The sequence below is a fragment of the Mycobacterium kyorinense genome, from assembly GCF_001672775.1.
GTDB classification, from domain to species: domain Bacteria; phylum Actinomycetota; class Actinomycetes; order Mycobacteriales; family Mycobacteriaceae; genus Mycobacterium; species Mycobacterium kyorinense_A.
On sequence record NZ_LZKJ01000075.1, the window covers coordinates 1 to 12543 of the forward strand.

General features: G+C 67.7%; 10 protein-coding genes and 2 pseudogenes. 2 read left to right on the forward strand and 10 right to left on the reverse strand.

Annotated elements, in window-relative coordinates; all coding sequences use genetic code 11:
* The first annotated feature begins 220 nt into the window (after positions 1–220).
* Positions 221–3703 carry a carboxylic acid reductase gene (gene car, locus A5707_RS07610; protein WP_065013900.1) on the forward strand — a complete coding sequence of 1161 codons (3483 nt, stop codon included), beginning with the start codon at positions 221–223 and terminating at the stop codon, positions 3701–3703.
* Positions 3704–3756: 53 nt separating this feature from the next.
* On the opposite strand, the gene A5707_RS24395 is transcribed toward car, so the two are convergent.
* The 10 genes and pseudogenes from A5707_RS24395 to A5707_RS07660 all read right to left on the reverse strand — a co-directional run.
* Complete coding sequence (locus A5707_RS24395; protein ID WP_232000659.1) at positions 3757–4440, reverse strand: hypothetical protein; 684 nt, start codon at positions 4438–4440, stop codon at positions 3757–3759.
* Between the two features lie 73 nt (positions 4441–4513).
* Positions 4514–5557, reverse strand: coding sequence for a Holliday junction branch migration DNA helicase RuvB (gene ruvB, locus A5707_RS07620; protein WP_065013901.1), 1044 nt, complete (start codon positions 5555–5557; stop codon positions 4514–4516).
* Positions 5554–6144 (reverse strand): Holliday junction branch migration protein RuvA, encoded by a 591-nt coding sequence (ruvA, locus tag A5707_RS07625; RefSeq protein ID WP_065013902.1) that lies wholly within the window; start codon positions 6142–6144, stop codon positions 5554–5556. Before ruvA ends, ruvB begins: the two co-directional genes overlap by 4 nt.
* Positions 6141–6695, reverse strand: coding sequence for a crossover junction endodeoxyribonuclease RuvC (gene ruvC, locus A5707_RS07630; protein WP_065013903.1), 555 nt, complete (start codon positions 6693–6695; stop codon positions 6141–6143). Before ruvC ends, ruvA begins: the two co-directional genes overlap by 4 nt.
* A gap of 120 nt (positions 6696–6815) precedes the next feature.
* Entirely contained in the window at positions 6816–7568 is a 753-nt protein-coding gene (locus A5707_RS07635; RefSeq protein WP_065013904.1) for a YebC/PmpR family DNA-binding transcriptional regulator, read from the reverse strand.
* A 45-nt stretch (positions 7569–7613) separates the two neighbouring features.
* Entirely contained in the window at positions 7614–8999 is a 1386-nt protein-coding gene (locus A5707_RS07640; protein ID WP_065013908.1) for an ABC1 kinase family protein, read from the reverse strand.
* A 46-nt stretch (positions 9000–9045) separates the two neighbouring features.
* Positions 9046–9642 carry a pyridoxal 5'-phosphate synthase glutaminase subunit PdxT gene (pdxT, locus tag A5707_RS07645; RefSeq protein WP_065013905.1) on the reverse strand — a complete coding sequence of 199 codons (597 nt, stop codon included), beginning with the start codon at positions 9640–9642 and terminating at the stop codon, positions 9046–9048.
* Positions 9639–10484, reverse strand: a complete 846-nt coding sequence (tesB, locus tag A5707_RS07650; protein WP_065013906.1) for an acyl-CoA thioesterase II — start codon at positions 10482–10484, stop codon at positions 9639–9641. The genes pdxT and tesB overlap by 4 nt, the downstream gene beginning before the upstream one ends.
* A 9-nt stretch (positions 10485–10493) precedes the next feature.
* Positions 10494–11399: a pyridoxal 5'-phosphate synthase lyase subunit PdxS gene (gene pdxS / locus A5707_RS07655; protein WP_065013907.1), complete on the reverse strand. Its 906-nt coding sequence runs from the start codon at positions 11397–11399 to the stop codon at positions 10494–10496.
* 115 nt (positions 11400–11514) lie between these two features.
* Positions 11515–12351: pseudogene (locus A5707_RS07660) on the reverse strand (NUDIX hydrolase); the annotation flags it as partial.
* Positions 12352–12358: 7 nt separating this feature from the next.
* Between A5707_RS07660 and A5707_RS07665 the strand changes: the two are divergent.
* A pseudogene (locus tag A5707_RS07665) lies at positions 12359–12543 on the forward strand (exopolyphosphatase); the annotation flags it as partial.

Here is a 12543-nt window from a genome sequence, read left to right on the forward strand (position 1 = left end):
GTTGTCGCTACGAGGCGGGCACATCGGCACAACCATCCCGGGAGTGACCGGTGTGACGCCTGGGGCGGCGGCTAAGCCCGCCGGTGACGACCGGCCCCGCCGTCGCGTTAGCTTGGTCACCTTGTTCGCCGGAATAAAATTAGCTTTGCTAACGTAGTAAACCGTTGACGCAACGGTGCGCCGTAAATCTGAACGTCCTAATCCTTGCGAGAGGACCCTCATGCCCACCGATACCCACGAAGAGCTCATCGAGCGCCGTATCGCCGATTTGATCGCCAACGACCCGCAGTTCGGCGCCGCCCGCCCTGACCCCGCCGTCGCCGAGGCAGCGCATGCGCCCGGACTTCAGCTGCCCCAGGTGATTCAGACCATCTTCGACGGCTACGCGGACCGCCCCGCGCTCGGCCAGCGCGCGGTCGAATTCGTCCGCGACCCGCAGAGCGGCCGCACGTCGGCGCAACTGCTGCCCCGCTTCGACACGATCAGCTACCGCGACCTGGGCCTGCGCGTGGATGCGCTGGCCAGCGCATGGGCCGCTGATGCAGTGTCCCCCGGCGATCGGGTCTGCGTGCTCGGCTTCACCAGCGTCGACTACACGACGATCGATGTGACGCTGGCGCGCCTGGGCGCCGTGTCGGTGCCGATGCAGACCAGCGCGGCGATCACGCAGCTGCGGCCGATCGTCGTCGAGACCGAGCCGTCCGTAATCGCGGCAAGCGTCGACCAGCTTTCCGACGCCGTCGAGCTGATCCAGACCGGGCACCGGCCCGCCCGGCTAGTGGTGTTCGACTACCACAGCGAAGTCGACGACCACCGAGACGCCGTGCAGGCGGCCCGCGAGCAGTTGGCCGATAGCCCGGTCGTCGTGGAAACGCTGGACGACGTGCTGGACCGCGGAAAGGCGCTGCCGGCCGTGCCGGCGTTCGTCACCGACGACGAGAACGCCCTGGCGCTGTTGATCTACACCTCCGGCAGCACCGGCGCACCCAAAGGCGCGATGTACCCGCAGCGCAACGTCGCCAAGATGTGGCAACGGTCGTCGCGCAACTGGTTCGGGCCGAGCGCCGCGTCGATCACCCTCAACTTCATGCCGATGAGTCACGTGATGGGCCGCGGCATCCTCTACGGCACGCTCGGCAACGGCGGCACCGCCTACTTCGGCGCCAAGAGCGACCTGTCGACACTGCTGGACGACCTTGCCCTGGTGCGGCCGACCGAGCTGAACTTCGTGCCGAGAATCTGGGAGATGCTGTTCGGCGAGTTCCAGAGCGAAGTGGACCGCCGAACCGCGGAGGGCGCGGACCGCTCGGTCGCCGAAGCCGAGGTCATCGCCGAGCAGCGGCAAGATCGCCTCGGCGGACGGTTCATCTTCGCGATGACCGGTTCGGCGCCCACGTCTCCCGAGTTGAAGGTCTGGGTCGAATCTGTCCTCGAGATGCATCTGCTCGACGGCTACGGCTCCACCGAGGCGGGCATGGTGCTGTTCGACGGCGAGGTGCAACGCCCGCCCGTCATCGACTACAAACTGGTCGACGTCCCGGATCTGGGTTACTTCCACACCGACCAGCCCTATCCACGGGGCGAGTTGCTGCTGAAGACGGAGAACCTGTTCCCCGGCTACTACAAGCGGCCCGAAGTCACCGCGGACGTGTTCGACGCCGAGGGCTACTACCGCACCGGCGACGTGGTGGCTGAGGTCGGCCCCGACCGGCTGGTCTATGTTGACCGCCGCAACAACGTGCTCAAGCTCGCCCAGGGTGAGTTCGTCACCGTCGCGAAGCTGGAGGCGGTGTTCGGCAACAGCCCGCTGGTGCGCCAAATCTACGTCTACGGCAACAGCGCGCACCCCTACCTGCTCGCCGTTGTGGTGCCGACCGACCTCAACGCGTCGAAGTCGGCGATCGCCGAGTCGCTGCAGACGGTGGCCAAAGAGGCCGGTCTGCAGTCCTACGAGGTGCCGCGCGACTTCCTCATCGAGACAACACCTTTCACGTTGGAGAATGGTCTGCTCACCGGCATCCGCAAGCTGGCGTGGCCGAAACTGAAGCAGCATTACGGCGAACGGCTGGAGCAGCTTTACGCCGAGCTGGCCGAGGGGCAGGCCAACGAGCTCAGCGAGCTCCGTCGCAGCGGTGCCGACGCGCCGGTGCTGGAGACCATCAGCCGGGCCGCGGCCGCGCTGCTGGGCGCGTCGACGTCCGACTTGCAACCCGACGCCCACTTCACCGACCTGGGTGGAGACTCGTTGTCGGCGTTGACATTCGGCAACCTGCTGCGCGAGATCTTCGACGTGGACGTGCCGGTCGGCGTGATCGTCAGCCCGGCCTCGGATCTGCAGTCCATCGCCGCCTACATCGAAGACGAGCGGAAGGGCTCCAAGCGGCCGACGTTCGCCTCCGTGCACGGCCGCGACGCGGTCGAGGTGCACGCCGGCGATCTGACGCTGGACAAGTTCCTCGACGCCGCCACGCTGGCCGCCGCACCGTCGCTGCCTGAACCGAGCCACGAGGTGCGGACGGTGCTGCTGACCGGCGCGACCGGCTTCCTGGGCCGCTATCTGGCCCTGGAGTGGCTGGAGCGGATGGACCTGGTCGACGGCAAGCTGATCTGTCTGGTGCGCGCCAAGTCCGACGCCGAGGCGCGGGCCCGCCTGGACAAGACCTTCGACAGCGGCGACCCCAAGCTGCTCCAGCATTACCAGGAGCTGGCCGCTGATCACGTGGAGGTCATCGCCGGCGACAAGGGCGAGGCCAACCTCGGCCTCGACGACGCGACCTGGCAGCGGCTGGCCGACACCGTCGACCTGATCGTCGACCCCGCGGCGCTGGTCAACCACGTGCTGCCGTACAGCGAGCTGTTCGGTCCCAACGCGCTGGGGACTGCCGAGCTGATCCGGATCGCGCTGACCACCAAGAAGAAGCCGTACACCTACGTATCGACGATCGGGGTGGGCGACCAGATCGCTCCGGGCAAGTTCACCGAGGACGCCGATGTCCGGGTGATGAGCCCGACCCGCAAGATCAACGACGGCTACGCCAACGGCTACGGCAACAGCAAGTGGGCCGGCGAGGTGCTGCTGGCCGAGGCGCACCAGCTGTGCGGCCTGCCGGTCGCGGTGTTCCGCTGCGACATGATCCTGGCCGACACCACGTATGCGGGCCAGCTCAATCTGCCGGACATGTTCACCCGGACGATGCTGAGCCTGGTAGCCACCGGGATCGCGCCCGGCTCGTTCTACGAACTCGACGCCGACGGCAACCGGCAACGCGCGCACTACGACGGCTTGCCGGTCGAGTTCATCGCCGAAGCCATCGCGGCGTTGGGCGCTGCGAACGTGGAGGGCTTGCAGACCTACCACGTGATGAACCCCTACGACGACGGCATCGGGATGGACGAGTACGTCGACTGGCTGATCGACGCCGGGTACAAGATCCAGCGGATCGGCGACTACGGCGAATGGTTGCAGCGGTTCGAGATGTCGCTGCGGGCTCTGCCGGAGAAACAGCGCCAGTACTCGCTACTGCCGCTGCTGCACAATTACCAGAAGCCAGAGACGCCGATCCAGGGGTCGATTGCGCCGACCGATCGGTTCCGCGCCGCGGTGCAGGACGCGAAAATCGGTCCGGACAAAGATATTCCGCATGTCAGCGCGCCGGTGATCGTCAAGTACATCACCGACCTGCAACTGCTCGGCCTACTCTGACCACGACACGCCAAGTCCCCCATTTCCTCCGAAATGGGGGACTTGGCGCTTAGTCAGCGCGACGCGTCGACGTGTTTGCGCCGACGGAAGAAGCTGCTCTTGGACCGCGGCGGCTCGACATCCTGGGCGGGAAACTGATCGGCCCGCGCCTGGGTGACCGCATCGGGTGAGACTTCCGGTGCAGGCGTGTACTCCGGAGCGGGCGGGTAGTCCGCCGACGCCACCTCGGGCGCAGGAGCCGCGGCTGCCGGCACCGCCTCGACATCTCGCGCCGTCCGGGTCGCAACCCGCGCCAGCACCGCGCCGGCCAGGAACACGATCAGTGCGCCCAGCCCGGTGAAGTAGGTGACTTCGAGCAGCGCCCGCTTCGCGTCGGTCGAGGCCACCGGGTGGCCTACGTTGCCGATCCGCAGGGTCGAGGCGAATGCGCCCCCGACCACGAACCAGGCACCGGCAAAGGCCGCCAGCCAGCCGCCGAACATCGCGGTGGCGCGGTTTCCCGAACCCAATACCAGCAGGCCACCGACCAGGGTGGTGACACCGGGGAACACTTCAAGCCAGCCGCGGGCCGCAGTCCAGGTCCATTCCTGGTCCGGCGTATAGGCCCAGTGGAAATACGGCCCGATGAAAGGGGCCAACGCGCCCCACGCACCCAGAGCGATCAGGAGCAATCCGCTGACCGCGCCGCGGCTGCGAGGCATGTGCAGGCTGCCCGGGGCCGTTCGCGCGTCATTCATGACAATCTCCTCACACAGTTGACACCGACGGTGTCGGCTGCGTGCTGAGTACCCGGATCGGGTGCGGAGGTAACTAGTCGAAAAGCCCCGCCTGGCCCAGCCCACCGGCCCCAACCGGCGGCACCATGCCCAGATGCGTCCAGGCTTGGGCCGTGGCCACCCGGCCGCGCGACGTGCGGGCGATCATGCCGGCTCGCACCAGAAACGGCTCGCAGACCTCCTCGACGGTGGTGGCCTCCTCCCCGACCGCCACCGCCAGCGTCGACACCCCGACCGGGCCGCCGCCGAAGCTGCGGGTCAACGCCGACAGCACCCCGCGGTCCAGCCGGTCCAGGCCGAGCTCGTCGACGTCGTACACCGCCAACGCCGACTTGGCGACATCGCGGGTGATGACGCCGTCGGCGCGGACCTCGGCGTAGTCCCGCACCCGGCGCAGCAGCCGGTTGGCGATCCGCGGGGTGCCGCGCGAGCGGCGCGCGATCTCCGCGCCGGCTTCGGCGCCCAGTTCGACTCCTAGGATGCCCGCCGACCGGGCCAGCACCCGCTCCAGCTCGGCGGGTTCGTAGAAGTCCATGTGCGCGGTGAACCCGAACCGATCGCGCAGCGGCCCGGTCAGCGCACCGGACCGGGTGGTGGCACCGACCAGGGTGAACGGCGCCACCTCCAGTGGAATCGACGTCGCCCCAGGCCCTTTGCCGACGACGACATCGACCCGGAAGTCCTCCATCGCCAGATACAACATCTCCTCGGCGGGCCGGGCGATGCGATGGATCTCGTCGATGAACAGCACGTCGTGCTCGACAAGGTTGGACAACATCGCGGCCAGGTCGCCGGCGCGTTCCAGCGCGGGTCCGGACGTCACCCGCAACGACGAGCCCAATTCGGCGGCGATGATCATCGCCAGCGAGGTCTTGCCCAGCCCGGGCGGCCCCGACAACAGGATGTGATCCGGTGTGCCGCCGCGGTTTTTGGCGCCTTCGATGACCAGTTGCAGTTGTTCGCGCACCCGCGCCTGGCCGATGAACTCGCGCAGCGAACGCGGCCGCAGGTTGGCGTCGATGTCGCCCTCGCCGACGGTCAGCGCCGGTGAGACCTCACGCTCCTCGGGCTCGCTCATGTGGACTTGCCCAAAAGCGACAGGGCCGCGCGCAGCGCACTGGACGTGGTGGCGGCGTCGTCGCCGGCCAACACGGTGTCGGTGGCCTCTTCGGCATGTTTGGCCGCAAAGCCAAGTCCGACAAGGGCTTCCACCACGGGGCCGCGGACGCTGTGGCCGTTGACCGATGTGCTCGGTGTCGGTCCGACCGGGCCGATCTTGTCGCGGAGTTCGAGCACCATTCGCTCGGCGCCGCGCTTGCCGATGCCCGGCACCCGGGTGAGCGCGGTGATGTCACCGTCCGCCAGCGCTTGGCGCAGCGCCGCCGCGTCGTATACCGCAAATGTGGCCAATGCGATCTTGGGCCCGACGCCGGAGACACCCAGCAGGGTCAGGAAGAGGTCGCGGGTATCGGCATCGGGAAACCCGTACAGGGTCATCGAGTCTTCTCGCACGATCATCGCGGTGATCAGCCTGGTCTCGCTGCCGCGACGCAGCGTGGCCAACGTCGACGGAGCGGCCATCAGCTTGTACCCCACACCGCAGGCTTCGATCACGACGTGGTCGAGCGCGATGTCCAGCACCTCTCCGCGTATCGAGGAGATCATGTCGCGGCCTTCACTTTCGCGTTGAACTTCCGGCGCTGCTCGGCGGCCTTGGCTTCGGCGGCGGCCATCCTCGCGATCATCGGCGCGCGCCAGCAGTGGCAGATCGCCAGCGCCAACGCGTCGGCGGCGTCCGCCGGTGTCGGTTTGGCCTGCAACCCGAGGATTCTGGTCACCATTGCAGTGACCTGCGCTTTTCCGGCACCGCCGTTGCCGGTGACCGCGGCCTTGACCTCGCTGGGGGTGTGGAAGTGCACGTCGATGTCGCGCTTGGCGGCGGCCAGCGCGATCACGCCGCCGGCCTGCGCGGTGCCCATCACCGTCGACACGTTTTGCTGGGAAAATACCCGCTCGATCGCGATGACGTCCGGATGGTGGGTGTCCAGCCAGTGCTCGACGGCGTCGCTGATCGTCAGCAACCGCCGCGGCAACGGCACGTCGGCCGGGGTGCGCACCACGTCGACGTCCAGCGCGATCACCTGCCGTCCCTGACCGCCTTCGATGACCGACAGACCGCAGCGGGTCAGACCCGGGTCGACGCCCATCACGCGCACGCCACGCTCCCTCGCCGAACTGGGGGCACCTCCCGCTTGCGGGGGATTGTTCGATACCCTAACGGGCGGCGCCGACAAGAGCCGGTAGGACACGCGGTGCGGGGCGCGACCGCCGTGCGGTCACTCCTCGATCTGAGCGAGGATCTCGTCGGGGATGTCGGCGTTGGTGTAGACGTCTTGCACGTCGTCGCTGTCTTCGAGCGCGTCGACGAGCTTCATGACTTTGCGGGCGCCCTCGGCGTCCAGCGGAACGGTGACCGACGGCTGAAAGCCCGCCTCCGCGGAGTCGTAGTCGATGCCAGCCTCCTGCAACGCGGTGCGCACCGCCACCAGATCGCCTGGCTCGCTGAGGATTTCGAAGCTGTCGCCGAGGTCGGTGACATCTTCGGCGCCCGCTTCCAGCACCGCGGTCAGCACGTCGTCTTCGGTCAGCCCGTTCTTCTCCAAGGTGACCACGCCCTTGCGGGCAAACAGATAGGCCACCGAACCGGGGTCGGCCATGCTGCCGCCGTTGCGGGTCATCGCCACCCGCACCTCGCTGGCGGCGCGGTTGCGGTTGTCGGTGAGGCATTCGATGAGCACCGCCACCCCATTGGGTCCGTAGCCCTCGTAGGTGATGGTTTGGTAATCGGCGCCGCCGGCCTCCTCGCCCGCGCCGCGTTTGCGGGCCCGCTCGATGTTGTCGTTGGGCACCGAGTTTTTCTTGGCCTTTTGGATGGCGTCGTACAGCGTCGGGTTGCCCGCCGGGTCACCGCCGCCGACGCGGGCGGCGACCTCGACGTTTTTGATCAGCCGGGCGAAGTTCTTGCCGCGCCGGGCGTCGATGACGGCCTTCTTGTGCTTGGTGGTGGCCCATTTGGAGTGGCCGCTCATCGGCGTGCTACCTCTTCTGTTGCTGGCAAAGTTCGCCAGACGAGTCTACGTGGACGGCAGGTGCCCGTCGTCCGTCGCCCGCGTGCGGTGCCCCTCGCCGGGCGGGAAGAATCCCGGCAGCCAACGCTCGGCCAGCGCTGCGTAGTTCACGTGGGCATCAAGCTGCACGGCGACGCCGAGCAGACCGCCGAGCGTGCGGAGCAACATGACATACCCGGCCGGGATGGTCAATTGCCGGGCCACCTTGAACCGGTCGGTAAATCCTTCCGCGAGCGGATCGGTGGTGATCATGGCCGACTTCTGGAACCAGCGCCGGGTGAAGTGAAACTCCCCGGAGCGCAACGGATCGATGTACGCCCAGAGCGGGCCGAGGTACTCCACCAGCTGCTCGGCAGTCAGCTCGTAGTGCTGCGGCATGAACCCGAGCTTTTTCAGCAACCGGATTGCTTCATCCCACTGTTCGTCTCGCGCCCAGCACAGCAGTTCGCCGAATTCGGCGGGCACACCACCGGGATGCTCGGCGACGGCGCCGAAATCGATCACGCCCAGGCGGCCATCCGCCAGCACCATGAAGTTGCCCGGATGGGGGTCGGCATGCACCAGCCCGACACGTGCGGGGGAACTCACGGTGAACTCAAGAAGCAAGCTACACACAGCATTTCGCTCATCCTGGGTGCCCTCGGCGATGATCGTGGAAAGTCGTCGGCCCTCCGCCCACTCCGAGATGATGACCTTGGGTGAGCTGGCGACCACCGCCGGTACGAAGAACTTCTGGTCGTCGGCAAAGGCTTTCGCGAAAGCGCGCTGATAACCAGCTTCCTGCCGGTAGTCCAGTTCTGCTTCGATGCGCTCGCTGACCTCGGAAACAAGGCGGTCCACGTCGGCTCGCGGCACGATCTGCTTGGCCACCCAGGAGAACCGTTGGATCAACTTGAGGTCTGCGCGCAGCGCCTCGTCGGCGCCGGGGTATTGGACTTTGACGGCGACGGTGCGCCCGTCTTTCCAGGTGCCTTTGTGAACCTGTCCGATACTCGCCGAGGCAACCGGGTTGTCGTCGAACGATTCGAAGCGTTGGCGCCACTTGGTCCCGAGCTGCGCATCGAGCACCCGGTGCACCTTTGCCGCCGGCAGCGGCGGGGCCTCGGTCTGCAGCTTGACCAACGCCTCCCGGAACGGATCGGCGAACTGCGGAGGTATCGCCGCCTCCATCACCGACAGCGCCTGACCGACCTTCATGGCACCGCCTTTGAGCTCCCCCAGCACCTGAAACAGCTCGTCGGCGGCCTTCTCCAGAAGTTCCGCGTTGACCTCTTCCTTGGACTTGCCGGTCATCCGCTTGCCCACGCCCAGCGCGGCCCGCCCGGCCACCCCTGCCGGCAATCCCGCCAGCTTTGCGACGCGTCCCAATCGGCCCCGCACGATGTCGGCCATGAGCACATCATGCCTGGCGGCCACCCCGGTGTCTGCCCGCGAGGCGTTAGACCACGCCGGTGATCATGTCGACGAACAGCCGGTGGATGCGACGATCACCAGTCATCTCCGGGTGAAACGCCGTGGCCAAAACGGGTCCCTGTCGCACCGCGACGATCTGGCCGGCCGCGCGGGCCAACACCTGGACATCCGCGCCCACCCGCTCCACCCACGGCGCACGGATGAACACCGCGTGCACCGGATCGTCGAAACCGTCGAAGGCGATATCCCCCTCGAACGAGTCGACCTGGCGCCCGAAGGCGTTGCGGCGCACCGTCATATCGATGCCGCCCAAAGGCAGCGCCTCCCGCCCGCCGGCGCCGGCATCGAGTATCTCGTCGGCCAACAAAATCATCCCGGCACACGACCCGTAAGCCGGAAAGCCCTCGGCCAGCCGCTTGCGCAGCGGATCCAGCAAGTCGAGTTCGCGCAGCAGGTGGCTCATCGTGGTGGACTCCCCGCCGGGGATCACCAGCGCGTCCACCGCGTCGAGTTCGTCGCGGCGGCGCACCGGGCGCGGGTCGGCCCCCGTTTCCCGCAGCGCCGCCAGGTGTTCGCGGGTGTCGCCCTGCAACGCCAAGACGCCGATCCGGGGTTGGCTCACGGGCTTCCCGGGCGGAAGTCACGCTGGTAGCGGGTCAGGCCCTCCTGCATCACCGCCGCGACCATCTCGCCGTACTGGTTGAAGAGTTTGCCCTGGGTCAGCGACCGGCCGCCGCACGCCGACGGCGACGACTGGTCATACAAAAGCCATTCGTCGGCCCGGAACGGCCGCATGAACCACATCGCGTGGTCCAGCGAGGCGACCTGCAAGTGGTCGCGCTCCTGAAGGTGGATGACCTGCGCGGAGCCGAGCAGGGTGAGGTCGCTCATGTAGGCCAGCGCGCAGATGTGCAGCACCGGGTCGTCGGGCAGCGGATCGCGATGCCGGAACCACACCTGCTGCTGGGACGCCAGCCCGGGCAGAAGTTTGAGGTCCTTCCGCGGCACGATGCGCACATCCCACTCTTCGAATTGGCGGAATCCCGCGTCGTCGAACACTTTCATCGACTGCAGCCCGGGCAGGTCGTCGGGCGGCGGTGCTGAGGGCATGACGTCCTGGTGTTCGATGCCGCTCTGGTCGGTCTGAAACGACGCCGACATGGAAAAGATCGTCTCGCCGTGCTGGACGGCGTTGACCCGGCGGGTGCAGAACGAGCCGCCATCACGGATCCGTTCGACGAGAAAGATCGTGGGCGCCTTGGCATCTCCGGGCCGCAGGAAGTAGCCGTGCAGCGAGTGCACCAGAAAGCGCGGGTCGACGGTGCGTACCGCCGACACCAGCGTCTGGCCGGCGACATGGCCGCCGAAGGTGCGCTGAAAGAAACCCGATTCCGGGCTGAACACACTGCCCCGGTAGATGTTGACCTCGAGCTGCTCGAGATCGAGGATCTGCTCGATCGCCACGGATCGTTCTTACCAGCCGCGTTCGGCCAGGCGATGCGGCGCGGCGATCTCCTCGACGTTGATGCCGACCATCGGCTCACCCAATCCCCGCGACACCTTGGCCAGCACGTCCGGGTCGTCGTAGAAGGTGGTGGCCTTCACGATCGCGGCGGCTCGCTGGGCCGGGTCGCCGGACTTGAAGATGCCCGAGCCGACGAACACCCCCTCGGCGCCGAGTTGCATCATCATCGCGGCATCGGCGGGGGTGGCGATGCCGCCGGCGGTGAACAGCGTGACCGGCAGCTTGCCGGCCCGGGCCACCTCCACGACAAGCTCGTAGGGTGCTGCGAGTTCCTTTGCGGCAACGTACAATTCGTCTTCCGACAGCGAGGTCAGCCGACGAATCTCGCCGCCGATGGCCCGCATGTGGGTGGTGGCGTTGGAGACGTCGCCGGTGCCGGCCTCGCCTTTGGACCGGATCATCGCCGCGCCTTCGCCGATGCGCCGCAGTGCCTCACCGAGATTGGTGGCGCCGCAGACGAACGGCACGGTGAATTTCCACTTGTCGATGTGGTGGGTGTAGTCGGCCGGGGTGAGCACCTCGGACTCGTCGACGTAGTCCACACCCAGGCTCTGCAGGATCTGTGCCTCGGCGAAGTGGCCGATGCGCGCCTTGGCCATCACCGGAATGGTGACCGCAGAGATGATGCCCTCGATCATGTCCGGATCGCTCATCCGGGAGACGCCGCCTTGGGCGCGGATGTCGGCGGGTACCCGCTCCAGCGCCATCACCGCGACGGCTCCGGCGCCCTCGGCGATGCGGGCCTGCTCGGGCGTGACGACGTCCATGATGACGCCGCCCTTGAGCATCTCGGCCATGCCGCGCTTGACCCGTGCGGTTCCGATTTGCCCGTGGCCGTTCGACGACGTATCCATGCGGCCAAGTCTAGTGGTGGCCGCCAAACCAGTATTTCCCCGCCGAAAGTGCAGCTAGCTTCACTCTCGACGCCGAACGTGAACCTGGCTTCACGCTGGCGGGCATAGGTGCCGCTCAGCGGATGGACTGCAACTGGCGCGGCCGGCCGGATGCCCCGTCGCCGGCCACCGTCACCGCGTCGGCCAGCAGCTCCGATAACTGCAGCGGATAGACGGTCTCGCCGGCGGCCACCAGCTCGGCGATGTCGGCCGCGTCACACCAGCGGTGGCAGTGGATGTAGCGGCGTTCCAGCTCGGTCCGCCCGGCGATCGACGGCTCGAACCGGTGAGTGCGGTAGACGAAGAAGAACTCCTGGCTGTCCAGCACGGCGCCGTTGAAGTCGAATACGGCGTCGCGTCGCCAGATCGGTCCCACCATGTCGGCGGGCTCAGCTCGCAAGCCGGTTTCCTCGGCGAGCTCGCGGGCCGCGGCCTCTGCCAACCCCTCGTCGTCGCCTACCTGCCCGCCCACGGTGAACCACCAGCGCGGTGCGGTCTCGGGGGGTAACGACGGGTCGGATCCGCAAAGCAGCAGCACGGCACCGGCGTCGTCGAGCAGCACCACCCGCGCCGACGTACGCCGGTTGGCCGCGCCGTGGCCACTCAGCCCATGCGTGCGCGACCGCTCAGCGATCTCGAAATAGCTTGGCAATGGCGCTCTTCCGCCCAGGCGCAGCAGGCCCACGATGGTGCGCTCGCGCAGCGCGAGGGTGTCGCGGACCGCGTCGTTGTGGAACCGGCGGGCCAACAGCACCCGGGCCTCGGCATCGGCCAGCTCCGCGACCAGCGCCGACGGCAGCAACGCCGGATCGACAGCAGCCAACGCTGCCGACAACTCGTTTTCGCAGGCCTCGCGGTCGTGGCGGGGCGCACGCTCGGCCGCATCGGCCAGCGCCGCCAACCGGCTGGACCGGCTACATGTGCGCTGCGACCTGTCCTGGCAGGCGCTCGACGGTGCCCTGGGCCGCCGCGCCGTGGTGGCCCGCGCCGTCGCGATCGATGCCTTTCACGGCGCCGCCCAGGGCAAGCGGTTGGCGGCGCTGGCCGATGCGGCCGAGCGTGCGCCCCGCCACGACCGCGAGGCCTGCGAAAACGAGTTGTCGGC

Bases quoted from the DNA above. Each gene is read 5' to 3' on its own strand.
- car (WP_065013900.1), top strand. From the start codon at position 221: ATGCCCACCGATACCCACGAAGAGCTCATCGAGCGCCGTATCGCCGAT.
- A5707_RS24395 (WP_232000659.1), bottom strand. From the start codon at position 4,440: ATGAATGACGCGCGAACGGCCCCGGGCAGCCTGCACATGCCTCGCAGC.
- ruvB (WP_065013901.1), bottom strand. From the start codon at position 5,557: ATGAGCGAGCCCGAGGAGCGTGAGGTCTCACCGGCGCTGACCGTCGGC.
- ruvA (WP_065013902.1), bottom strand. From the start codon at position 6,144: ATGATCTCCTCGATACGCGGAGAGGTGCTGGACATCGCGCTCGACCAC.
- A5707_RS07635 (WP_065013904.1), bottom strand. From the start codon at position 7,568: ATGAGCGGCCACTCCAAATGGGCCACCACCAAGCACAAGAAGGCCGTC.
- A5707_RS07640 (WP_065013908.1), bottom strand. From the start codon at position 8,999: ATGGCCGACATCGTGCGGGGCCGATTGGGACGCGTCGCAAAGCTGGCG.
- pdxS (WP_065013907.1), bottom strand. From the start codon at position 11,399: ATGGATACGTCGTCGAACGGCCACGGGCAAATCGGAACCGCACGGGTC.